This window comes from Mesorhizobium sp. M0496 (genome assembly GCF_040321205.1).
Lineage (GTDB): Bacteria > Pseudomonadota > Alphaproteobacteria > Rhizobiales > Rhizobiaceae > Mesorhizobium.
The window spans coordinates 438,028-459,789 of the sequence record NZ_JAMYRC010000001.1; the positions used below are offsets into that span (position 1 = coordinate 438,028).

Genomic DNA, 21,762 nt, shown 5'->3' on the forward strand with positions numbered 1-21,762 from the left:
TGGGCTCAGGCGTCATTCTTGGGTTCAGGCGTCGAGGATCGTGGCGAAGCCGCCATGGACCCGTCGCTGGTTGTCGTAGGGCATGGCGTCGGCATACATGCGCGGATCGGCAATCACCTTCTTCCAGGCTTCGTCGCGCACCTGCTTCGACGGCCATTCGACCCAGGCATAGACGACCACCTCGTCGCCCGTCGCTTTCACGGCGCCACGGTAATCCGTGATCTTGCCGTCGGGAACATCGTCGCCCCAGGCTTCGACGACGCGGGTTGCGCCATGTTCCTTGATCACCGCGGCCTGCTTCGCCGCCACTGCAAAGTAAGCTTGCTTGTTGGCGGCCGACACCGGCACCAGCGAGCCATCGATGTAGCCGGTCTTGCTGGTCGTGTTCAGGTCGATGAACGGCGTGAAGCCGCCGATGATCATGCGCTGGCCGTCAAAGGGCATGGGCGCACCGATCTCCGCCATGCGCGGATCGCTCATCATCGCGTGATAGGCCGCGTCCGCGGCCGCCTTGTCCGCATATTCGTGCCATGAAAAGGTGATGACCTCATCCGACTTTGCCTTCACGGCACCTCTGAAGTCGGTGATCTTGCCGCCGGGCACGTCATCGCCCCATCCTTCGACCATGCGGGTGGTGCCGAACTCCTTCAGCACCGATGCCGCCTTGGCAACAAAGTTGCGATAGGCTTCCTTGTTGGCGGCAGGCACCGCGGCGACAAATCCTGCGATATAGCTCATTGCGTTTTCTCCTGTTGGCTGATGCCGTTTGACACTCTTGGCGTCTCGAAAGGTCCGAGAACGCCAATGGTCGAACGGCACGGCCCGGATTCGACATCGCTCCGAAATTTTTCTTCGGCGTGGTCCCAAACGCCACTGCCGCCTATTCGGAAGCCAGCCTGTCGCCCCAGTCCAGCCGCCGGGCGAGCTTGAAATCGGCGCCGTCGCGCTTGGTGAACAAGCGCTCGGCGGCGGTACCATCCTCCTGACAGAGCTTGAGCAGAACCTTGCCGGAGCCGGATTTCGGCGGCGCAAGAACCCGTGCCCGGTTCGAGGTGGGTCCATAGCGGGAAGCCGCGACATAGATGAATTTCTCGTCCTCCCATGGCACATCGGCATCCTTGGCCAGCCGGTGCAGGCGCGAGCGGGCGACTCGGCGGGAGAAATGGCACCAGTCGGGCTGGGCGAGCGGGCAGGGCGCCTGATGCGGGCAAGGGGCAATCACATGCGCGCCCGCCTCGATCAGCTGCCGGCGCACGGCAAGGATGCGCTGCCATCCGGCTGGCGTACCCGGCTCGACGATGAGCAGCGTGTCGGCGGTGAGCTGCCAGAGCCGGTCGATGAGTTTCGGTAGCGATGCCGGAACAATTTCGTCCAACACATAGGCGCACGTCACCAGATCGGCTGGCTTGAGGCCGGCGAGGTCGACGGTGGCGTCGCCGGCCAGCCAACTGGTCTGGGCGGTGATCGCGTCGGCGGCAAGTGCCTCGCCGACCTTGCGCACTGTGGCACTGGCTTCGAACAACACCGCCTGTTCGAGATCCGGCCACTGATCGGCCGTGGCCCAAAGCACCGTACCAGGGCCGGCCCCGACATCGAGCAGACTCTTGGGTTGAAAGTCGGGCTTGGCGTCGCTCAGCGCGTCGAGGCTGGCGCGGATCGCGGCATAGGTCGCCGGCAACCGCGTCGCCAGATAGGCCTTCACCGCCAGATCTTCCGCCATGTGCAGACGACCGTCGCGCAATTCGGCACGATAACGGTCGGAAAGCGTTTTTGCCGCTTGCTTCAGTGTCGCCAGCGGAATGTTTTCGAGCAGACGCTCGACACCCTGGCGAAGTTGGGCCGGCAGTTCCATCTCACGCGCCCCGAGGGGCGAGAAGGATCACCGAAGCGCCGGCAATACAGAGCGCTGCTCCGGCAAAATCCCAGCGGTCGGGGCGCATGCCCTCCACCAGCCACAACCAGGCAAGCGACGCCGCAATGTAGATGCCGCCATAGGCTGCATAGGCACGGCCGGCTGCTGACGTGTCGACTAGCGCCAGCAGGAAACCGAACAGAGCGAGCGAGGCGAGACCGGGCAGCAGCCACAGCGGCGACTTTTCCAACCGCCACCAGGCCCAGAACGAAAAGCAGCCGGCGATCTCGGCCAGAGCGGCGGCGGCATAGAAGACATACGTCATGAAAAAGGTCCCGAGACGATCACGGGACCTTTTTCAGTGCAGGCGCCGGCAATGGCAAGCGACAATGCTATTCCTGGTCCGCAACCTTGCGGCGCCGAACTGGCCTGGCTGCAGGGTTCTTTTTGACCGGTACCGTTTCGCGATGCCCCATATCGCGCATCTCAAGCGCTTTCTCGCACTTGGCCATGTAGTCGCGCGACACTGGCAGCGTGTCGTTCTTCTTGGCGATCTGAATCTGGAAGATCACGAGGTCCTGCCAGCGGAAAGCGGCTTCCGAGGCGGCCAGGTAGAACTCCCACATGCGACAGAAGCGCTCGTCATAGATTGCCTTGGCCTTGTCGCGGTTGGCGGCGAAGCGCTGGCCCCAGTGCTTCAGCGTGTCGGCATAGTGGAGCCGCAGGATCTCGACGTCGGTGACGACAAGGCCCGACTTCTCGATCGCCGGCATGACTTCCGAAAGCGCGGGGATGTAGCCGCCCGGGAAGATGTATTTGCGGATGAAGGCACTGGTCGCCCACGGCACGCCGGAACGGCCGATCGTGTGCAACAGCATGACGCCATCCGGCTTGAGCAGCGTCGCGCTCTTGTCGAAGAAGGTGCGGTAGTGGTTGACGCCGACGTGCTCGAACATGCCGACCGAGACGATACGGTCGAAGCGCTCGTTGAGCTCGCGGTAGTCCTTGAGTTCGAAATGCACGCGGCTTTCCAACCCTTGCGCGTGCGCCCGGTCGGTGGCGACACCATGCTGCTCGGTCGACAGCGTCACGCCTTGCACGTCGACGTCGAACGCCTTGGCGAGGTAGAGGCCGAGTCCGCCCCAGCCGGAGCCGATGTCGAGCACCGTCTGGCCGGCCTTCAGCCGGAGCTTGGCGGCGATGTGGCGCTTCTTGGCGGACTGCGCTTCGTCGAGCGTCATGTCCGGCTGCTCGAAATAGGCGCAGGAGTACTGCATGTCCTCGTCGAGGAAGAGCCGGTAGAGATCGCCCGACAGATCGTAGTGGCGCTGCACGTTGCGGCGCGAGCGCGAGGCGGTGTTGATCTGCTGCAGGCGGCGGAAGGCGTGGCGCAGGCCTTCGATGGCCTTCGACCAGGTGGCGTCGATGCCGCCGCTGCCCATGTTCTGAAAGGCGATGCGCATCACACCCAGCACGCCGCCTTCGAGGATGTCGAGTTCGCCGTCCATGTAGGCTTCAGGCACCGCCAACATCGGATCGAAGGTGATGGCGCGCTCGGCATGCGCGGTCTTGATGTGCATGTGCACCGGTTCGCCGCTGCCGTCGCCGAAAACCACCGTCGCGCCCTTGGGGCCGGTTACCCTGAGGTTGCCGGTGCGCACCAGGCGGTCGAGAACGCGCTTCAACAGAATATTCATGACCAAATGTCCCCTCTCGGCCAGACAGGCTGTCTTGGCGCGTGACCCGAAAATCGGAATCGATTTTCATCGGGGATCTTGCGCCGAACCAAAGCTGCACAGCGTCATTTGCGCGGCCAAAGGACGCGCGACGCTATAGTCTGCAACAATATATAGGGGTTCGAAAAGTTCCATTTGGCATAAAAAAGCCCGGGCGCGAGGCCCGGGCGTTGGTCCAGTATGGCTGGATGCCGGCAAAGTGATCGGAGCGTAGCTCCGATCGGGATCAGAGCACAGCTCCAATGGTCTTGCGACGTATGATCAGGCGTTGTCTTCGCCGCCCTCGAACTCGGTGTTCGGGTCGAAGAAGTTTTCCGGCCGGGCATTGTCGTTGATGTCGTCGCCATAGATGGCTTCGGCGGTGGTCAGCGTCTCGCCCTTGGCCTGGCGCTCGGCTTCGTCAGCCGTGCGGGCGATGTTGAGCGTGACGGTGACCTCAACTTCCGGATGCAGCGCGATCGCCACATTGGTGACGCCGATGGTCTTGATCGGCTGGTTGAGCAGGATCTGGTTGCGGTTGATCGAAAAACCTTCCGCCGTCAGCAGATCGGCGATGTCGCGGGTCGAAACGGAGCCGTAAAGCTGCCCGGTTTCACCGGCGGAGCGAACGGCGACGAAGCTCTTGCCGTCGAGCTTTTCGGCGACTTGGCTGGCTTCCGATTTGCGCTCGAGGTTGCGGGCTTCGAGCTGGGCGCGCTGGCCTTCGAACTTTTTCTTGTTGGCTTCGTTGGCGCGCAGCGCCTTGCCCTGCGGCAGCAGGAAGTTACGGGCAAAGCCGTCCTTGACCTTGACGGTATCGCCCATCTGGCCGAGGCGGGAAACGCGTTCGAGAAGAATGACTTCCATGGTTTTGTTCCTTTGGTTGGGCGCCAATCGATCGATGAGATCGACGCCGAATGTCTCGGAACAGGTCAGGAAGCTTGAGCGCCCGGGGCGCTGGTGTCGCTGTCCTGCCTGTCGCGGCAGTTAGAGGTTTTTGACCTCAACCCGGGATTTGTTGTTCAACCCTGCGGCGCCCGTCGCCGTGGGAGAAGAGCGGGCGGCGAACCGCCCGCATGTTAGATCATGGTCAAACTAAAAGTCTTAGCGAACCACGTAGGGCAGCAGGCCGAGGAAGCGGGCGCGCTTGATCGCCTTGGCGAGTTCGCGCTGCTTCTTCTGGCTGACGGCAGTGATGCGCGACGGCACGATCTTGCCGCGCTCGGAAATGTAGCGCTGCAGGAGACGCACGTCCTTGTAGTCGATCTTGGGCGCGTTGGCGCCGGAGAACGGGCAGGTCTTGCGGCGGCGATGGAACGGGCGCCGGGTCGGGATCTGATTGATGTCGACCATTATTCTGCACCCCCTTCAAAGCCTTCGCGCGGACGGCGCGGACCACGATCGGCACCGGCGTCGCCGAACGAGCGCGGCGGACGATCGCCACGGTCGCCGCGATCACGGTCGCCGAACGAGCGCGGACCACGATCGCCACGGTCGCGGTCGCCGAAGCCGCCGCGTTCCGAGCGCTCTTCGCGCTTCTGCATCATGGCCGACGGGCCTTCCTCATGCGCCTCGACCTTGATGGTCAGGAAACGCAGCACGTCTTCGGACAGGCCCATCTGGCGCTCCATCTCGTTGAGCGCGGCCGCCGGGCAATTCAGGTCCATCAGCGTGTAGTAAGCCTTCCGGTTCTTGTTGACCCGGTAGGTGAGGGACTTCAGTCCCCAGTTCTCGACCCGGCCGACGGACCCGCCATTCGCGGAGATGACACTCTTGTACTGTTCGACAAGCGCATCGACCTGCTGCTGCGAGAGGTCCTGCCGGGCAAGAAACACATGTTCGTAAAGAGCCATTATGTCTTATGCCTTTCTTCGTTTCTCTCCCGGTTCCCGGCGGCAAAAGCCTCTGCAACTTCTCTGACCCGCAAACCCTGCAAGGGCACGGGGAAGAAAGGAGCATCACGAGACGGTCGAGAGCGGAGACACGGGAGGCGGAAGCACTTCTGGCTTCACACGAAGGTTTTCGAAAAAACCTCCGGCCCTCCGTTCAGCCCCCAGCAAGGACCGGCAGATTGCGGGCGTCTATATAGCAATCCGGCCACAACGCAAGGGCAAGCGGGCATTCTCCTGTGTCGCAGGAGGAAAAACGAGCAGCAACAGTGGCCGGAGTTTGTGGTTTCCGGCAACCGCGTCTTAACCACAATGTCAGGTTGTGCGGAGTTGAAACCTCGCCGTCAACGGTCGATTCATCATGGGAGGCGCAGAAGCCAGATAACCCGTGCACAAAAAGCGCGGCAAGCATTTCCGGGGGTAAGGATGCTTCTCAACAAATTCTGGCGCTCGACGAGCGGCAATTTCACGCTTGTGCTGGGACTGGGCTTGCCGGTCATCCTGACGGCTGTCGCTTTTGCAACCGATGTCTCCACCCTGATGCGGGCCAAGAGCAATCTGCAGAATGCCCTCGATGCGGCAAACCTTGCCTCTTCGCATCTTGGCGATCTCGACATCACCCGCAACGATGCCTTCAACCGCTATTTCCAGGCCAACATCGTCGGGCACGGCGAACTCGGCAATGCGCAGGCGACGTTGACCGTCGACAAGGGCGTCAATTTCGTCAAGACAAAGGCGGTTGCCACGGCGGACGTCAATCTGAACTTCGCCTTCCTGTTCGGCGACAGCAAGCACATCGCGGTCGATGCCTCCGCCGTCGAATCGAACAATCAGCTCGAAGTCGTGCTGGTGCTGGACAACACCGGCTCCATGGCCGGCGCCCGCATGACGGCGCTGAGGACGGCGACCAAATCATTGCTCGACACTCTCGAGGCATCGAAATCGCCGACGCGCAAGATCCGCGCCTCGCTGGTTCCATTCGTCACGGCCGTCAACGTCGATGGCGATGGATTCGACCCGTCCTGGATCGACATGGACGGCAAGTCCTCCACCAACGGCGTCAATTTCCCGGTCATCGACGGCAAGCGGCCGGACCACATGGCGCTGTTCAAGCAGCTTCAGCAGGATGTGCCCGTCGGCAAACGGACAGGCTGGAATAGCACTGGATGGAAAGGCTGCGTGGAAGCGCGGCCGGGCACCTACAACATTTCGGACACGCCGCCCGATCCGACCAGGCCCGACACGCTGTTCGTTCCATACTTCGCGCCCGACGATCCGGCGAACGCCACGAAGCCGTCGGGCTCCTACGGCAACTCTGCCACCGGCTACAACAATTCCTATCTCGACGACATCAGCGACAAGACCAAACTTGCCCAGTCGGGCGTTAATATTCTCGGCATTGACCTGAGCAGGCTGCTTGGACCGGTCGTCAACCTGCTGCTTAGGGCAGACCTCGAAAAGATCGCCAAATATGTCGCGCCCGCCAACAAGCTGATCACGGAGACCGGCACCGCCATCACCGTTGGCCCAAATCGTTCCTGCCCGACTCCCGTCGTTCCCCTGACCGACGATTTCGACAAGCTGCGCAAGGCGGCCAGCGAGATGACCGAATGGAACGGTTCAGGCACCAATGTTTCGGAAGGCCTGTCATGGGGCATGCGGGTACTGTCACCCACCGCGCCGTACACCGATGGAGCGCCGTGGAAGACACCCGGCATCAGCAAGATCGTGCTGTTGCTCACCGACGGCGAGAACGTCGTTTACGGGGCCAGCAGCCAGCCGACGAAGTCCGACTATACATCTTATGGCTACCTGGCCGGCGGCCGTTTCGGATCGGACAACCAGACGACCGCGGCGCGCAATGTCGATGGTTGGACCAAAAGCGTTTGCACGCAATTGAAGGACGAGGGCGTGCAAATCTACACCATGGTGCTGCAATCCGACACCGCCGCCAACCGCGCGCTCTACAGCGCCTGCGCATCGGATCCGGCCAATTATTATGCAGTCAGCGATCCGACCAAATTGCCGGACGTTTTCCAGCAGATCGCCAACAAGTTCTCGAAGTTGCAATTGACGAATTGAATACTCACCGGAGAGAGTCGATCCGGCTCCTGACGGGATCGATCGGTTCAACTCGTATGGGCGACAACCTTGTCGACCGTTTCGGGGAAGAAGTCGGGCGCCGCATTGCGTTTGCCGAACATCATATCGTACTGCAACAGGCGGAAATCGCGGATCGCCGGGTCGATCTCTTTCTGCCGCGCCCAGTCGGGCGTGGCCTCGCCAGCCGGCGTCAGCAACAGGTTGCGGTCGACGACACGATAGCGCTCGCTCATCTCGCCCAGGAAGCCGGTGTAGTAGGGATGAGTGATGCCGGCCGCCTTCAGGATATGATAGGGCAGGAAGGCCGGGCTGACGGCGCCCACGTCTTCAGCCGGCCCGGTGCGGTTCGACCAGATGACCAGCGGCGTCTCGTGGTGTTCGAGGGCGGCCTCGGGCGACGCTTCCTTGCGCGGCGCGACATTGTCCTTGAGGAAACCCGTTTCGACGTAGACTGGCCCCAGCGGCGGCAGATGGTCGCCGAAGAAGGCGATCACGGTGGGGCGGGAGCGTTTCTTCGCCCATTCGACGAGGCGTTCAAGACCGCGATCCGCATCGGCTGAACCCTCGGCGTAGCTGAGCAGCGATTCGCGCGCCCACTGGCTGATCGGCGCCTGCACCGTATGCGTCGGATTGTAATAGCGGTTCGGCTCGTAGGGACCGTGGTTTTGCAGGCTGACGGCAAAGAAGAACACCGGCGCGTCGCTGGCGTCGGCCTCGCTGATGATCTCGTCGGTCATCGCGGCGTCCGATGCCAGCGGCCCGCGCTTTTGCATGGGCGGCAGCGTCTCTTCCGACTTGAAGTCGTTGAAGCCGAAATCGGCGTAGACCGCGCCACGGTTCCAGAACCAGTTGGTGCCGGGATGGATGGCGCGCGCCCGGTAACCCTGGCTCTTGAGGAAGGTTGCGAGCGAAGGCGTCGGCGTGCGCACATATTGTTGATAGGGGATGCTGCCGGCCGGCAGGAACGCATTGGAAAAGCCGGTCAGCGCCTCGAACTCGATGTTGGCGGTCATGCCGCCGAATTCCGGCGAGAACATCGAACCCGAGCGCAGCGCGCGCACGTTGGGGATCGGATCGGGCGTGATGGTGACGCCGGGTAGCTTGGTCGGATCCCAGAAGGATTCGCTCATGACGATGATGATATCGGGCTTCTCGGCCGGTACCGAGACGGTTACATCAGGCTTGCCGATCGCCGCGATCGCTTTGTCGGAATACCCCGGCGGCGCCGAGACATGCGCCATCGGCACATTGAGCGCGAAGGCCAGCGCAAAGCCGTTGGAGGCATAGTTTTCCTTCTGGTCCCACATGATCGGGATGATCTGCAGCCGGTCCCTGGTCCAGGAGAAGGTGGCGTAGTCCATGATCGAAACGAAGAAGGCAAGCAGCGGCACTGCCAGCGTCAGCCGGGCAAGGCGTCCCTTGCGGCTGAGCGCCGGAACCTTGCGGCGCCATAGCCGCCAGCCGTAGACGAGCAGCGACAGGCCGGCGACGATGCCGGCGACCATGGCGAGCGCGGTCATCGGCCGGTCGCGCACCAGGAGTGGCAGCAGCGCGAAGATCTGGCGGGCATAGAGGAAATCGGTCGGATAGAGCGGATCGCCGAGATAGTGCGACTTCTGGTGACCGACGAAAGCAAGGGAAAGCGTCAGCGGCGCGACGATCATCAGGCTCTGGTGGCTGCGGCCGAGCACCGCATCGAGGCCGATCAGGATCAGCGCAAACACGACAATGGTGGTCCAGCCCGGCTTGAGCGGCTGCAGGAAGAAGGAGACCGTGCCGGCAAAGTCGCCGCGTACGATCAGTTCGATGGCGAACACCAGGACGGCAGCGATCGCCAGGCTGATCAGCCCATAGCGCACGACCGGCCATCTCCTGCCCGGCAGGTAGCCGGTGGAGGGGTCGTCTTCCAGGAACTGTGGCGCGGCCTTGGCGGCGCGTTTCGAACTCTTTGCCACTTTAACTTCCCCACCCGGCGACAGCACGTCACTCGATTGTCATAGAATTGTCACGCAAAGCTAGCGCCTGTGGCCAAAATAAGAAGAGCCAGCAAACGAATCGTGAGCGGTTTTCATCAGGAGTGATCGCCAAAAAGCCTTTCGGAACAGGCACTCGGTGCACAAAGTTGCCGCCGGGCAGGGTCGAACCGGGCTTGACTTGGCGGCCTGCCTTGCGTCACACGCAAGAAAAACTTGTCTGCCAGGCAAGCAAAACCAACCTCTTGGGAGTCCTCGCATGGCCGTTGCATTCACCTTTCCTGGACAAGGCAGCCAGGCCGTCGGCATGGGCAAGGATCTCGCCGACGCCTTTCCGGAGGCGCGCCGGATCTTCCAGGAAGTCGATGATGCGCTCGACGAAAACCTGTCAAAGCTGATCTGGGAAGGTCCGGAAGAGACGTTGACGCTGACCGCCAACGCGCAACCGGCGCTGATGGCGGTGTCGCTGGCCGCGATCCAGGCGCTGGAATCGCGTGGTTTCTCGCTGAAAGGCAAGGTCGCCTATGTCGCCGGCCATTCGCTGGGCGAATATTCGGCGCTCGCGGCCGCGGGCTTCGTTTCGGTTGCCGATGCCGCCCGGCTGCTGCGCATACGTGGCAACGCCATGCAGGCGGCGGTGCCGGCCGGCGAGGGCGCGATGGCGGCGATCATCGGACTGGAACAGGCCGATGTCGAAGCTGCCTGCGCCGAGGCCGCCCAAGCGGCCGGGAAGGGTTCTGTTTGCCAGGTGGCGAACGACAATGGCGGTGGCCAACTCGTCATTTCCGGCGTCAAGGCCGCGGTCGAACTGGCGGCAAAACTGTGCACGGAAAAGGGTGCCAAGCGCGCGCTGATGCTGCAGGTGTCTGCGCCCTTCCACTCCGCCCTGATGACGCCTGCGGCCGAGATCATGCGCGAGGCGCTGGCCAGCGTGACGAAGGCCGCGCCGGTGGTGCCCATCGTCTCCAACGTTACCGTCACCCCGACCAATGACCCCGACGAGATCGCGCGGCGTCTGGTCGAGCAGGTGGTCTCCCGCGTGCGCTGGCGCGAGACGGTGGAATGGTTCGGCGCAAACGGCGTCACCACACTTTACGAGATTGGCGCCGGCAAGGTGCTTTCGGGATTGGCGCGCCGCATCAACCGCGACATCGCCACATCAGCTGTCGGCACGTCGGTCGAAGTCGAGGCAGCGCTAGCGGCGCTTGGTTGAACGGCCTGACTTGAATTCACAGACGCGCGGCCACATGAATACGCGCATCGCAACCAAGGTGCGGCATGTCCACATCGATCCGTCTTTCTCCAGAGATCAGGCTGCGCCTGGATGCTCTCGCGTCCAAGACCGGTCGCGCCAGGGCTTATTACATGCGCGAGTTCATTGAGCGCGGCCTTGAGGACCTGGAAGACTACTGTCTTGCCGCCGAGGTGCTGGTGCGGATCAGGATCGGTGAGGAAGGTATTATGAAAGCCGACGACTTCTGGGGCAGTGATGTCTACAGATAATCGTTATCCGGTTTCAGAGAAGGAAAAGACATGTTCGAATTGACTGGCCGCAAGGCGCTCGTCACCGGTGCATCCGGGGGCATCGGCGAGGCGATCGCCAGGGTGCTGCATGCGCAAGGCGCGATCGTCGGCCTGCACGGCACCCGCGTCGAGAAACTGGAAGCGCTGGCCGCCGAGCTTGGCGACCGGGTCAAGCTCTTTCCGGCCAATCTGTCGAACCGCGATGAGGTCAAGGCGCTCGGCCAGAAGGCGGAGGCCGATCTCGAAGGCGTCGACATCCTGGTCAACAATGCCGGCATCACCAAGGACGGGCTGTTCGTGCGCATGTCGGATGCCGACTGGGACACCGTGCTCGAAGTCAATCTGACCGCCGTGTTCCGGCTGACCCGCGAACTCACCCATCCGATGATGCGCCGCCGCTACGGCCGCATCATCAACATCACCTCGGTCGTCGGCGTCACCGGCAATCCCGGCCAGACCAACTACTGCGCCTCCAAGGCCGGCATGATCGGCTTTTCCAAGTCGCTGGCGCAGGAGATCGCCACCCGCAACATCACCGTCAACTGCGTCGCCCCAGGCTTCATCGAATCGGCGATGACCGGCAAGCTCAACGACAAGCAGAAAGAGGCGATCATGGCGGCGATCCCGACGCGCCGCATGGGCACCAGCGTTGAAGTCGCGTCCGCCGTCGCCTATCTCGCCTCCAACGAAGCCGCCTACATCACCGGCCAGACCATCCATGTAAATGGCGGCATGGCGATGATTTGACCGGACGTGGCACTTCCCCGCGCATCCGCTTTGTTCGGGATGAGGCCAGTTGTTCGGAATGAGGCCAGTCGAACGATGACTAGGCAGAGAGGCTCAGCTTGAATTTTCCTGCGCTTCTCGTCCTGCCTCGCCGGGCAATCATATGGTTTGTCAGCAAGGTTTCTTCGATGGGCTTCGACATAAAGAACCCTTGAGCGCGGTGACATTGTTCAGCGATCAGAAAATCTAGCTGCGCTTCGTTTTCCACCCCCTCCGCCACAACCGTCAGGCTGAGCGAATTGGCCAGCGCTATGATCCCTCGCACGACATTCTGCTTTTTCGGGGACGATGCCAAATCGCTCAAGAAGGACCGGTCGATCTTCAATTGATCCAGGTTGAAATCGGCGAGATAGCCGAAACTTGCATAGCCAGAGCCAAAATCGTCGAGTGCCAAACTGACTCCGATGTTTCGAATTTCGGTCAGGATATCCAAAGCGCTTCGGCTGTTCTGGACAAACACCCCTTCAGTGATTTCCAGTTGCAGACGTGACGTCGGCAGTCCCGTTTGTCGCAACACTTCAACCAGATGGGTGAAGTACACGTCGTTCTGAAGACTCTTTCCTGAAACATTTACCGAGCAGACAAAGTCCTCCGAGCAAATGGGCAGCCACTGTGCTGCCTGCCGGCAAGCCTTGCTCAAGACCAATTTGTCGAGTTCCAATATCAGGTCACTTCGCTCGGCTGTTGGAATAAACGATATCGGCGGCCGAATCGCCCCTGAGATCGGGTCACGCCAACGGACCAAGGCCTCGGCCCCGGTCATGCGGCCGGTTGCCAACTCAAATTGTGGTTGCCAGACCAGGAAGAATTCGTCGCAATTAAGCGCTCGCTTGATTGCGGCCTCTTCGCCAAGCTGCACATCGATTTGACTGAGGATTGCAGGCGAAAACGTCACCAGGCCGGCCCGCCCCTGGGCTTTTGCGGCATAGAGAGCGCTATCCGCGTTGCGCATCAATGTTGAAATGTCCGCACCGTGCTGCGGAAAACTGGCCATGCCGATGCTTGCGCCAACTCGAACTTGATGGCCTTCCAGCTCGGCAAACCCATTCAATTGCTCCCGAAGACGATTGCCGAGACCTTTTTCGGCCGAATGCGTCATTCCAACCTCGATGACGGCGAACTCGTCTCCACCCAATCGAACCGCAAATACGTCATCGGGGCGTTCGATCAACTGCAGGATTTCGGCGACGGCTTTCAGCAGAAGATCGCCAACGTGATGGCCGAACGTATCATTCACATTCTTGAAATGATCGAGGTCGATCAGGTAAAGATGGAGTTGCTTGCCAGCTAGCTTTGCGCGATCCAGCAAATCGTCTCTATTGGCTGACATCCAGGCACGGTTCTTCAAACCAGTGGTCGCGTCACGCCAAGCCAGAAATTCCAGTTTCTTTATGGTCTCACGGCGGCCGATAAGCAATACGGCAGTCCCGATTGCAAGTAGTGACAAAATCGCCAACGCGAAGGAAATCTGATAATTAAATCTATTCAGGCTGATTTCTGAGGCGTAGAGATCGGCGTTTACCTGTTCACCGAATTTATAATACTCCTCATTCATTCGGGCTACGATCTGATCGAGTTCCAGCCCCATTTCCTTCAATCTGTCTGCATCGAGAGGTAGCCCGGCGGCAATCAGCGCATCAGTCCGCGTCACCAGGTCGTTGACGCGCGGCACGATCCCCGCGTAGGCAGGAATTTCACGACTCGTTCCACTGCCGTCGACCCGCTCGAAGCGGACATAAACCAGATCATTTGCCGCCAGTAGCTGATCGAGGCCTGTTGTGGACGTGGGCGCAGCCTGAGCGAGCGAAATCATATCCCGCAAGTGCGTCACGTCGCGTATGGCGATGTGGAATTCGCGAATGGCGAAAAACCCGAACCGGGGCAGCGATGACTCTATCTTGCTGATGCTGAGAAACAACACCGTGATCAAGATGCTTGAACAGGCCACGGCTGCAGCTATGGCTGTCCCGTATGTAACCGGAACTCGCCAGCCCCTCTTTCCTCGCCAGCCCCTCTTTCTAAGCCTTGCCATCAAGGTCACGCGGAAGCTCAACTAGCTGCCGGACTCGATCGCCTTGATCAGCCAGACCCATCGTGGTTTGCGAATCGGCGTATCAAAGCCAGGATAGTCATTGAGGGGATAGACGAGCCGGGTAGGACCCTGGGTGCGTCGGGTCAGCAACTTTCCGTCCTGTCGCGTGGCAAGCAGGAGAGGACCGTCGGTCCAGTCCTCTCTCGGAATTATCTGCACATAGTCGTCGACTGCTCGCAGAACAACGGAATCCTTGCCCTCCAATCCAACCAGCTTGAGCACATCGCTGAACAGGACGCCTTCAAATGTAAGCTGGCCGCTTTCGAAAGGACTTGGGGTAGTGATCCTATAGAGGCCGAGCTTCTCCAGTTGCCTCAAGGTGATCGGAGTCGATTCACCGTTCTTCTGGATATTGAAAGCAACCGTGTCCGGCGGTTCTGGGAGCTTTATGGATTCCAATGCCCGCGCAGGCAGAATGCCAAATGCGAAAATCGCCAGTATGACTAGGCAGCGCTTGGTCGTCAGGCGTCTTTTGTTGAGCAAGGATGACATACGTCCACTCCTTTTCTTATTCCCGCAAGCCAGCGCGACCGTCATCGGGGCACCATTTCTTGACAGAATCATTAACGGTACCATGATGGAGTAACTTTTCAGTTAGCAGGCTATCTCCATTTTCGATTTTCGTCTGGCTGTCGTCGGCATGCCCAAGATGCCCGTCTTGTCGCTGGTTCGCGTCTAGAACAATGACTCTAATCGACCCGCATCGGTCATCCTGCTGGACCATTCTCGCGGAATTTCTTTTGCGGGACGCCAGGCACGCATGCGACGGAGGGATGGAGCGGGGTCGCGACAGAACCCGCTCAAAGTCATCGGAGAAGGCCCATTTCGGCTTGGACCTCAGCTGATTTTCGTGTAATGCGGCCCGCAACCCGGCGGTTCGGGCAAAAACCGGTCGTAGCCGTTGCGTTTCCGGCAGGACCATCTTTCAGCTTGATTAGCGGCATTCTGCCCGCTAACGAAGACAGACAAACAAAAGACGAGGATGCCCAAATGAGTGACACCGCAGAGCGCGTCAAGAAGATTGTCATCGAGCACCTTGGCGTCGATGCCGACAAAGTGACGGAGCAGGCGAGCTTCATCGATGATCTGGGCGCCGACAGCCTCGACACGGTCGAACTCGTCATGGCGTTCGAAGAAGAATTCGGCGTCGAGATTCCCGACGACGCAGCCGAGACCATCCTCACCGTCGGCGATGCGGTGAAGTACATCGACAAGGCTTCGGCCTGACACTTTCCGCAGTCATCACCGGGGAGGAACCTGCGATGAGGCGTGTCGTCGTCACGGGCCTTGGGTTGCTGTCGCCGTTCGGCATGGGCTTCGAGCACAGCTGGAAGGAACTTCTGACCGGCCGCAGCGCTGCCAAGCGCGTCACCGAGTTCGAGGTGGAGGATCTTGCCTGCAAGATCGCCCACGTCATTCCGCGTGGCGACGGCAGCAATGCCACCTTCAATCCCGAGGCCGTGCTCGAGCCGAAGGAATTGCGCAAGATCGGCGACTTCATCCTGTACGGGATTGCCGCCGCCGACGAAGCGCTGAAGGATTCCGGCTGGGAGCCGAAGACACATGCCGAGCAATGCGCCACCGGCGTCCTGATCGGCTCCGGCATTGGCGGCATCGAGGGCATCGCCGAGAACGCGATGATCCTCAGGGAACGCGGCCCGCGCCGCATCAGCCCTTTCTTCATCCCAGGCCAGATCATCAATCTCGTCTCCGGGCAGGTTTCGATCCGGCACGGGCTGAAAGGCCCGAACCATGCCGTCGTCACGGCCTGTTCGACTGGCGCGCACGCCATTGGCGATGCCGCCCGGTTGATCATGTGGGGCGATGCCGATGTGATGCTCGCAGGTGGCGCCGAAGCGCCGGTGACGCGGCTGTCGATCGCCGGCTTCGCCGCGTGCCGGGCGCTGTCGACCGATCGCAACGATGCGCCTCAAACGGCGTCGCGTCCCTATGATCGCGACCGCGACGGCTTCGTCATGGGTGAGGGTGCCGGCGTTGTCGTGCTGGAGGAGCTCGAGCATGCCAAGGCGCGCGGCGCCAAGATCTATGCCGAGGTAACCGGTTATGGTCTCACCGGCGACGCGCATCACATCACCGCGCCCGCCGAGGATGGCGACGGTGCCTTCCGCTGCATGACGGCGGCGCTGAACCGGGCCAAGCTGACGCCTGCCGATGTCGACTACATCAACGCTCACGGCACCTCGACCATGGCCGACACGATTGAACTCGGCGCCGTCGAGCGGCTTGTCGGCAATGCCGCGTCGAAGATTTCGATGTCGTCGACCAAGTCGTCGATCGGCCATCTGCTTGGGGCGGCCGGTGCCGCCGAAGCGATCTTTTCGATCCTTGCCATCAGAGACAATGTCGCGCCGCCGACCATCAACCTCGACAACCCGGAGCGAGAAACCGCGATCGACCTGGTTCCGAACAAGCCGCGTGCCCGCCAGATTGACGTGGCGCTTTCCAATTCCTTCGGCTTTGGCGGTACCAACGCGTCGCTGGTCTTCCAGCGCTACAATGGCTGATCGTCCGGCTGCCGGGCGCCGCTTTGGCGTGCCGTCAATTTTGCCATATTCGCCCCTACTCTGCCGTTGGGGATTCGTTGGGCGATCAAACGGTAGGGCGAAATGAACACAAATCCGGCAGGCAACGGAGAATTCGGGCAGCGGCCGGCGACATCCGGACCGATCGTGCCGAAAACGGCCAGCGAGGCGTTGCGGCCTGAGGCCGGCACGCCGCCGCCGAAGCGCTCGCGTGCATCACGCAGCCAGGTCGTCGTGTTCATGAACTTCGTCATCTCCTCGGTGATGCTGATGGTTCTGGCGGCCGGCGTTGCGGTCTATTTCGGCAAGCAGGAATTCACCGAACCCGGCCCCTCGGCCAATGGCGACACCTTCCTGGTCAAGCCGAACACCGGCGTTCAGGATATCGCCGACCAGCTCGAACGCCGCGGACTGGTCAGCGACGCCCGGGTCTTCCGCCTTGGCGTGCGCGCCTTCGGCAATGATTCCGCGCTGAAGGCCGGCGAGTACGAGATCAAGCCCAGAGCCTCCATGCGCGACATCATGGAGCTTTTGAAGAGCGGCAAGTCGGTGATGTATTCGCTGACCATTCCAGAAGGGCTGACGGTCGCGCAGGCGCTTCAGCGCATCACCGACGACGCTGCCTTGAGCGGCGATATGCCGGCGACCACGCCTCCAGAAGGTAGTCTCGCCACTGACACACTGCGCTTCACGCGCGGCGCGACGCGCCAGCAGATGGTCGACAAGCTGCTGGCGGATCAGAAGAAGCTGGTTGACGACGTCTGGCAGCGGCGCGCGCCGGACCTGCCGCTGGCCAATGTCGAAGAGTTTGTTACGCTGGCCTCGATCGTAGAGAAGGAGACCGGCAAGGGTGACGAGCGATCACGGGTTGCCGCCGTCTTCCTGAACCGGCTTGCCAAGGGCATGCGCCTGCAGTCCGACCCAACCATCATCTACGGTCTGTTCGGCGGCAAGGGCAAGCCGGCGGACCGGCCGATCTACCAATCGGACATCCAGAAGCAGACGCCCTACAACACCTATGTGATCAGCGGTTTGCCACCGACGCCGATCGCCAATCCGGGTCGTGCGGCGCTGGAGGCGGTGGCCAATCCGTCGAAGACCGATGACCTCTATTTCGTCGCCGATGGCACCGGCGGGCACGTCTTTGCCGCGACGCTGGAAGAGCACAATGAGAATGTCGCCCGCTATCGTGCGTTGCAGAAGAAGCAGGCCGATGACGCCGCCAAGGCCGCCACCGGCGTCAGCGACATCAATGCCGGCAAGCCGACAGACGGGGGGCCGACCGATGGTGAGCCGGCTGACGGTGGCGACGACAGCGGCGGTGACGCGGGCGCTGCCCAGTAGAATAAAGAAAGGCGTTGCCCACCAGGCAACGCCCCGACATTTGCAAGAGCGCCGCGCATCCGATTTCGACGTGCCTGCGGTGCGATCATTTTCAAGCAGCACTTGCTCCTCTCCGGAAAGCCGGTCTCGGGGTGATGCGCCAGGGACTTGTGGGCGATATGAATTTGCAGAGCATGACCGGATTTGCGCGTGCCGTCGCCGAGCATGAAGGCACGTCGATCGCCTGGGAGGTCAAGTCCGTCAACGGCAAGAGCATCGAAGTGCGGCTGCGACTGCCGCAAGGCTTCGAGCGGCTGGAACCTGCCGTCAGGCAGACACTTCAGAAACGCTTTGCACGCGGCAATTTCCAGGCGACGCTGACCATCGGCCGTGCCGCAGGCGCGCAGGCGCAGCCGGTCATCAACGAAGCCTTCCTGAAGGATCTGGCCGGGCTCGCCAAGCGGCTGCAGGAGCAATTCGGCGTTGCTCCCGCAACATCGGACGGATTGCTGTCGCTGCGCGGCGTGCTCGATATTCCCGAAACTGTCGAAACCGAAGAGGCGAGGGCCGCGCTCGACGCCGTGGTCATGGTCGCGCTCGAGGTCGCCCTGACTGGGCTCGAACAGGCACGACAGGGTGAGGGCGCTGCGCTGGCTTTGCTGCTGTCGGGCCATATCGACACAATCGAGGCGCTGACGCTGCGGGCCGAGGCGGATCCGTCGCGCGAGACGGTGGCAATCCGCGAACGCATCGCCGAGCAGGTCAGGCTGCTGATGGACGCTTCCGCCAACCTGGACGCCACCCGGCTGCACATGGAGGCGGCGTTCCTCGCCACCAAAGCCGATATTCGCGAAGAGATCGACCGGCTGAAAACGCACGTCGCATCCGGTCGGGCACTGCTCGAAGCCGGCGGCGCGGTCGGCCGCAAGCTCGATTTTCTGGCACAGGAATTTAACCGCGAATCGAATACGCTGTGTTCGAAGTCGAATGCCGCCGCCGTCACCGCGATCGGGCTGGAACTGAAAGCGGTGGTCGACCAGTTTCGTGAACAGATTCAGAATCTGGAGTAGCCGATGGTTGCCAAGGATTTGGGGTCCCGCATTCGCCGCCGGGGCCTGATGCTCGTTCTGTCGTCGCCATCCGGCGCCGGCAAGTCGACGATCGCGCGCAACCTTCTGGAAAGCGATTCCAGCCTCGAACTGTCGGTCTCGGTCACCACCAGGCCGCGCCGCGGCAGCGAGATCGAGGGCGTCCACTACCATTTCCGGACGGTGCGCGAGTTCGAGCGGCTGCGCGATTCCGACGCGCTGCTCGAATGGGCCGAGGTGCACGGCAATTGCTATGCCACCCCGCGCGAACCGGCCGAACTGGCGTTGGCTCAAGGGCGCGACATGCTGTTCGACATCGACTGGCAAGGTGCCCAGCAACTCAAGGAGAAGATGCGCGCCGACATTGTCTCGATCTTCATCTTGCCGCCGTCGATGAAGGAATTGAAGGCGCGGCTGAAGCGCCGGGCCGAAGACCAGGAGGCGGTGATCGAGACGCGGCTGAAAAACGCCCGCAACGAGATCGAGCACTGGAAGGAATATGATTTCGTCATCATCAATGACGACCTCGACCGCGCCTTCGCCGAAGTGCGCGGCATCGTCGTCGCCGAGCGGCTAAGACGCGATCGCCGGCCAGGCCTGTTCGATTTCGTCTCGGGACTGTTGGACGAGAAGACGGGCTGAACCCGTTACGGCGTGGCAGCCGGGTAGCTGGATAGACGCATGCTATCGGCCGGCGTCAGATGTTCGACGATCTGCACGATGTCGGTCCATTCGATCTCAGGATAGTGCTCTCGCATTCCAGACAGCATGACATCCATTGGCCATTCGCTTTCCCGCCCGACAAAGGCGGCAGCTTCCGACAACGGCATTTCCGTACAGCGCGTAACCCACACGATGGCTGTCGACGTAGCGTCACCATCGCAGACATAACGCATGTAACCGGGCACGATCGTCGTCTCGCGCCAGCGTATGGTGGACGTCTTTTGCCCCGCCACCACAAGCGGGAAAAGTCGAGGCACCACCCCAAGTTCCTGCATGTCGGTCCTCATACCGCGTTGGTCAACCGCACGAATTCCTCGACGCTGAGCGTTTCGGCGCGACGTGTCGGATCGATGCCGGCGCGTTCGAGAAGAGCCTCGCCACCGAGGCTTTTCACGCTTTGCCGCAGCATCTTGCGGCGTTGGCCGAAAGCGGCTTCGGTGACACGGCCGAGTTTTTTCACCTCGGCGGCCAGGGGGGCAGGGCGCGGCACCAGATGCACCACCGAGGAGGTGACCTTTGGCGGCGGCGTGAATGCCTGTGGAGGCACGTCGAAGGCGATTCTTGCCTCCATCCGCCAGCCGGCCAGAACCCCGAGCCGGCCATAGCTGTCGCTGCCGGCGGGAGCGACGATGCGCTCGGCCACCTCGCGCTGGAACATCAATGTCATCGAGGTGTAGAAGGGCGGCCAATCGCTGACCGTCAACCAGCGCACCAAGAGTTCCGTGCCGATATTGTAGGGCAGGTTGGCCACGATCTTTACCGGGCCGCCGCTCCCGCCTGCTCGACTGGCGAGTGCCGCGAAATCCGTCTTCAGCGCATCGCCGGAGACAATCTCCAGCCGGCCGGGATAATGATCGGACACTTCGGCAAGGGCTGCCAGGCAGCGTTCGTCACGCTCGATGGCAACGACGTGGCGCGCCCCGTTGGAGAGCAAGGCGCGGGTCAGCCCGCCGGGACCGGGACCGACCTCGATTACGGTTGCGTCGGACAAGTCGCCGGCGGTGCGGGCGATCTTGCCGGTGAGATTAAGGTCGAGCAGGAAATTCTGGCCGAGCGCCTTTTTGGCTTGTAGCCCATGACGTTCGATCACCTCGCGCAGCGGCGGCAGCCCGTCGATGCTCATCCCTGCGGTCTCATGCGGCAACCGGCCTCGTGTTCGTGTCGGCCAATTGCCGGGCAAGCTTCAATGCCGCCATCAGGCTGTCGGGCCGCGCCACGCCCTTGCCGGCGATGTCGAAGGCGGTGCCGTGATCGGGCGAGGTGCGGATGAAGGGCAGGCCGAGCGTGACATTGACCGCCTCATCGAAGGCCAGCGCCTTGGCCGGGATCAGCGCCTGATCGTGATACATGCAAAGTGCGACATCATAGCCGGCCCGTGCCCGGACATGGAACAAGGTGTCGGCGGGCAAAGGGCCGAAAGCATCGATGCCTTCGGCACGCAGGATGTCCACCGCCGGGCGCACGATACGCTCGTCCTCGAGGCCCATGGCGCCGCCTTCACCGGCATGCGGATTGAGCCCGGCAACGGCCAGCCGTGGCCTGGCGATGCCAAAGCGGCTGGCGAGGTCGGCGGCGGTGATGCGCGCAGTGGCGACGATCAATTCGGTGGTCAGCGCCTTCGGTACTTCGGCCAGAGCAATGTGGATGGTGACGGGGACGGTGCGCAGGTCGGGGCCTGCCAGCATCATCACAGGCATCGCCTCGACGCCGCTGTGCCGGGCCGCCAGATGCGCCAGGTATTCGGTGTGGCCGGGAAAGCGGAAGCCGGCATCGTAGAGCGGCTTCTTGGCGATGGGGCAGGTGACGACGGCCAAGGCTTCGCCGGCAAGGCAGTCGGCGACGGCACGGTCGATGGCCTCGATGGTGGCGGCCGCATTGGCCGGCTCCGGCCGGCCGGGGCTGTCGATGCTGCGGGCAATCAGCGGTACGATCGGCAGCGCGCGGGCAAAGACTTGCGCCGCTTGTGCTGGGGTCGTTTCGGCGGTCGGCAGCGAAATGCCGAGCAGGCGCGCCCGGGCGGCGATCAGCGCCGGATCGGCGAGCAGATAGAAGGGGGGCAGGGCGGCAGCCTCACGCGCCATGAAAGCGGCGATGGCGATCTCCGGCCCGATGCCGGACGGATCGCCGGCGCTCAACGCGAGCGCAACCATT

The 21,762-nt window shown here is 62.0% G+C and carries 22 protein-coding genes; 9 read left to right on the plus strand and 13 right to left on the minus strand.

What is annotated here, in order from left to right:
• Nucleotides 1–24 precede the first annotated feature (24 nt).
• The 7 genes from NKI73_RS02125 to rpsF form a co-directional block, all read right to left on the minus strand.
• Nucleotides 25–738: a DUF1428 domain-containing protein gene (locus tag NKI73_RS02125; protein ID WP_352627006.1), complete on the minus strand. Its 714-nt coding sequence runs from the start codon at nt 736–738 to the stop codon at nt 25–27.
• A 142-nt stretch (nt 739–880) separates the two neighbouring features.
• Nucleotides 881–1,852, minus strand: a complete 972-nt coding sequence (locus tag NKI73_RS02130; protein WP_352627007.1) for a small ribosomal subunit Rsm22 family protein — start codon at nt 1,850–1,852, stop codon at nt 881–883.
• A gap of 1 nt (nt 1,853) precedes the next feature.
• On the minus strand, nt 1,854–2,177 hold the full coding sequence (locus NKI73_RS02135) for a YnfA family protein (protein WP_352627008.1): 324 nt from the start codon (nt 2,175–2,177) through the stop codon (nt 1,854–1,856).
• A 67-nt stretch (nt 2,178–2,244) separates the two neighbouring features.
• Nucleotides 2,245–3,549, minus strand: a complete 1,305-nt coding sequence (locus NKI73_RS02140; protein ID WP_352627010.1) for a cyclopropane fatty acid synthase — start codon at nt 3,547–3,549, stop codon at nt 2,245–2,247.
• A 300-nt stretch (nt 3,550–3,849) separates the two neighbouring features.
• Nucleotides 3,850–4,434 (minus strand): 50S ribosomal protein L9, encoded by a 585-nt coding sequence (gene rplI, locus NKI73_RS02145; protein ID WP_352627012.1) that lies wholly within the window; start codon nt 4,432–4,434, stop codon nt 3,850–3,852.
• 237 nt (nt 4,435–4,671) lie between these two features.
• Nucleotides 4,672–4,920 (minus strand): 30S ribosomal protein S18, encoded by a 249-nt coding sequence (gene rpsR, locus NKI73_RS02150; RefSeq protein ID WP_006203718.1) that lies wholly within the window; start codon nt 4,918–4,920, stop codon nt 4,672–4,674.
• Nucleotides 4,920–5,420 carry a 30S ribosomal protein S6 gene (gene rpsF, locus NKI73_RS02155; protein ID WP_352627013.1) on the minus strand — a complete coding sequence of 167 codons (501 nt, stop codon included), beginning with the start codon at nt 5,418–5,420 and terminating at the stop codon, nt 4,920–4,922. The genes rpsR and rpsF overlap by 1 nt, the downstream gene beginning before the upstream one ends.
• A gap of 462 nt (nt 5,421–5,882) precedes the next feature.
• Between rpsF and NKI73_RS02160 the strand changes: the two genes are divergently transcribed.
• Nucleotides 5,883–7,538 carry a pilus assembly protein TadG-related protein gene (locus NKI73_RS02160; RefSeq protein ID WP_352627015.1) on the plus strand — a complete coding sequence of 552 codons (1,656 nt, stop codon included), beginning with the start codon at nt 5,883–5,885 and terminating at the stop codon, nt 7,536–7,538.
• Nucleotides 7,539–7,585: 47 nt separating this feature from the next.
• Here the strand turns inward: NKI73_RS02160 and NKI73_RS02165 are convergent, their stop codons facing one another.
• The gene (locus NKI73_RS02165; RefSeq protein WP_502905576.1) at nt 7,586–9,538 is read right to left on the minus strand and encodes an LTA synthase family protein; all 1,953 of its coding nucleotides are present in this window, start codon (nt 9,536–9,538) and stop codon (nt 7,586–7,588) included.
• Nucleotides 9,539–9,791: 253 nt separating this feature from the next.
• On the opposite strand from NKI73_RS02165, the gene fabD reads away from it, so the two are divergent.
• From fabD to fabG, 3 genes are all read left to right on the plus strand, one after another.
• Nucleotides 9,792–10,745, plus strand: coding sequence for an ACP S-malonyltransferase (fabD, locus tag NKI73_RS02170; RefSeq protein ID WP_352627018.1), 954 nt, complete (start codon nt 9,792–9,794; stop codon nt 10,743–10,745).
• Nucleotides 10,746–10,810: 65 nt separating this feature from the next.
• The gene (gene relB / locus NKI73_RS02175; RefSeq protein ID WP_352627019.1) at nt 10,811–11,035 is read left to right on the plus strand and encodes a type II toxin-antitoxin system RelB family antitoxin; all 225 of its coding nucleotides are present in this window, start codon (nt 10,811–10,813) and stop codon (nt 11,033–11,035) included.
• Between the two features lie 30 nt (nt 11,036–11,065).
• Complete coding sequence (gene fabG, locus NKI73_RS02180; RefSeq protein WP_352627021.1) at nt 11,066–11,803, plus strand: 3-oxoacyl-[acyl-carrier-protein] reductase; 738 nt, start codon at nt 11,066–11,068, stop codon at nt 11,801–11,803.
• 79 nt (nt 11,804–11,882) lie between these two features.
• On the opposite strand, the gene NKI73_RS02185 is transcribed toward fabG, so the two are convergent.
• Both NKI73_RS02185 and NKI73_RS02190 read right to left on the minus strand, forming a co-directional pair.
• Nucleotides 11,883–13,763 carry a putative bifunctional diguanylate cyclase/phosphodiesterase gene (locus NKI73_RS02185; protein WP_352627311.1) on the minus strand — a complete coding sequence of 627 codons (1,881 nt, stop codon included), beginning with the start codon at nt 13,761–13,763 and terminating at the stop codon, nt 11,883–11,885.
• A gap of 132 nt (nt 13,764–13,895) precedes the next feature.
• Nucleotides 13,896–14,426, minus strand: a complete 531-nt coding sequence (locus NKI73_RS02190; protein ID WP_352627023.1) for a putative pterin-binding protein — start codon at nt 14,424–14,426, stop codon at nt 13,896–13,898.
• A 498-nt stretch (nt 14,427–14,924) separates the two neighbouring features.
• Here NKI73_RS02190 and NKI73_RS02195 point away from each other — a divergent pair, with 498 nt between their 5' ends.
• The 5 genes from NKI73_RS02195 to gmk all read left to right on the plus strand — a co-directional run bounded on the left by NKI73_RS02195 (nt 14,925) and on the right by gmk (nt 19,530).
• Nucleotides 14,925–15,161, plus strand: coding sequence for an acyl carrier protein (locus tag NKI73_RS02195; RefSeq protein WP_006203723.1), 237 nt, complete (start codon nt 14,925–14,927; stop codon nt 15,159–15,161).
• Between the two features lie 35 nt (nt 15,162–15,196).
• Entirely contained in the window at nt 15,197–16,459 is a 1,263-nt protein-coding gene (gene fabF / locus NKI73_RS02200; protein ID WP_352627025.1) for a beta-ketoacyl-ACP synthase II, read from the plus strand.
• Nucleotides 16,460–16,561: 102 nt separating this feature from the next.
• Nucleotides 16,562–17,821 carry an endolytic transglycosylase MltG gene (gene mltG / locus NKI73_RS02205; RefSeq protein WP_352627026.1) on the plus strand — a complete coding sequence of 420 codons (1,260 nt, stop codon included), beginning with the start codon at nt 16,562–16,564 and terminating at the stop codon, nt 17,819–17,821.
• Nucleotides 17,822–17,979: 158 nt separating this feature from the next.
• Nucleotides 17,980–18,870, plus strand: a complete 891-nt coding sequence (locus tag NKI73_RS02210) for a YicC/YloC family endoribonuclease (protein WP_352627027.1) — start codon at nt 17,980–17,982, stop codon at nt 18,868–18,870.
• Nucleotides 18,871–18,873: 3 nt separating this feature from the next.
• Complete coding sequence (gmk, locus tag NKI73_RS02215; protein ID WP_352627028.1) at nt 18,874–19,530, plus strand: guanylate kinase; 657 nt, start codon at nt 18,874–18,876, stop codon at nt 19,528–19,530.
• Between the two features lie 5 nt (nt 19,531–19,535).
• Here the strand turns inward: gmk and NKI73_RS02220 are convergent, their stop codons facing one another.
• Genes NKI73_RS02220 through pdxA form a run of 3 tightly spaced genes read right to left on the minus strand, consistent with a single transcriptional unit; the run spans nt 19,536 to nt 21,761 of the window.
• Entirely contained in the window at nt 19,536–19,886 is a 351-nt protein-coding gene (locus tag NKI73_RS02220) for an ASCH domain-containing protein (RefSeq protein WP_352627029.1), read from the minus strand.
• 8 nt (nt 19,887–19,894) lie between these two features.
• Nucleotides 19,895–20,734: a 16S rRNA (adenine(1518)-N(6)/adenine(1519)-N(6))-dimethyltransferase RsmA gene (rsmA, locus tag NKI73_RS02225; RefSeq protein ID WP_352627031.1), complete on the minus strand. Its 840-nt coding sequence runs from the start codon at nt 20,732–20,734 to the stop codon at nt 19,895–19,897.
• A gap of 10 nt (nt 20,735–20,744) precedes the next feature.
• Nucleotides 20,745–21,761 carry a 4-hydroxythreonine-4-phosphate dehydrogenase PdxA gene (pdxA, locus tag NKI73_RS02230; RefSeq protein ID WP_352627032.1) on the minus strand — a complete coding sequence of 339 codons (1,017 nt, stop codon included), beginning with the start codon at nt 21,759–21,761 and terminating at the stop codon, nt 20,745–20,747.
• Nucleotide 21,762: the final 1 nt, after the last annotated feature.

Bases quoted from the DNA above. Each gene is read 5' to 3' on its own strand.
- NKI73_RS02125 (WP_352627006.1), bottom strand. From the start codon at position 738: ATGAGCTATATCGCAGGATTTGTCGCCGCGGTGCCTGCCGCCAACAAG.
- NKI73_RS02130 (WP_352627007.1), bottom strand. From the start codon at position 1,852: ATGGAACTGCCGGCCCAACTTCGCCAGGGTGTCGAGCGTCTGCTCGAA.
- NKI73_RS02135 (WP_352627008.1), bottom strand. From the start codon at position 2,177: ATGACGTATGTCTTCTATGCCGCCGCCGCTCTGGCCGAGATCGCCGGC.
- NKI73_RS02140 (WP_352627010.1), bottom strand. From the start codon at position 3,549: ATGAATATTCTGTTGAAGCGCGTTCTCGACCGCCTGGTGCGCACCGGC.
- rplI (WP_352627012.1), bottom strand. From the start codon at position 4,434: ATGGAAGTCATTCTTCTCGAACGCGTTTCCCGCCTCGGCCAGATGGGC.
- rpsR (WP_006203718.1), bottom strand. From the start codon at position 4,920: ATGGTCGACATCAATCAGATCCCGACCCGGCGCCCGTTCCATCGCCGC.
- rpsF (WP_352627013.1), bottom strand. From the start codon at position 5,420: ATGGCTCTTTACGAACATGTGTTTCTTGCCCGGCAGGACCTCTCGCAG.
- NKI73_RS02160 (WP_352627015.1), top strand. From the start codon at position 5,883: ATGCTTCTCAACAAATTCTGGCGCTCGACGAGCGGCAATTTCACGCTT.
- fabD (WP_352627018.1), top strand. From the start codon at position 9,792: ATGGCCGTTGCATTCACCTTTCCTGGACAAGGCAGCCAGGCCGTCGGC.
- relB (WP_352627019.1), top strand. From the start codon at position 10,811: ATGTCCACATCGATCCGTCTTTCTCCAGAGATCAGGCTGCGCCTGGAT.
- fabG (WP_352627021.1), top strand. From the start codon at position 11,066: ATGTTCGAATTGACTGGCCGCAAGGCGCTCGTCACCGGTGCATCCGGG.
- NKI73_RS02190 (WP_352627023.1), bottom strand. From the start codon at position 14,426: ATGTCATCCTTGCTCAACAAAAGACGCCTGACGACCAAGCGCTGCCTA.
- NKI73_RS02195 (WP_006203723.1), top strand. From the start codon at position 14,925: ATGAGTGACACCGCAGAGCGCGTCAAGAAGATTGTCATCGAGCACCTT.
- fabF (WP_352627025.1), top strand. From the start codon at position 15,197: ATGAGGCGTGTCGTCGTCACGGGCCTTGGGTTGCTGTCGCCGTTCGGC.
- mltG (WP_352627026.1), top strand. From the start codon at position 16,562: ATGAACACAAATCCGGCAGGCAACGGAGAATTCGGGCAGCGGCCGGCG.
- NKI73_RS02210 (WP_352627027.1), top strand. From the start codon at position 17,980: ATGAATTTGCAGAGCATGACCGGATTTGCGCGTGCCGTCGCCGAGCAT.
- gmk (WP_352627028.1), top strand. From the start codon at position 18,874: ATGGTTGCCAAGGATTTGGGGTCCCGCATTCGCCGCCGGGGCCTGATG.
- NKI73_RS02220 (WP_352627029.1), bottom strand. From the start codon at position 19,886: ATGCAGGAACTTGGGGTGGTGCCTCGACTTTTCCCGCTTGTGGTGGCG.
- rsmA (WP_352627031.1), bottom strand. From the start codon at position 20,734: ATGAGCATCGACGGGCTGCCGCCGCTGCGCGAGGTGATCGAACGTCAT.
- pdxA (WP_352627032.1), bottom strand. From the start codon at position 21,761: ATGGTTGCGCTCGCGTTGAGCGCCGGCGATCCGTCCGGCATCGGGCCG.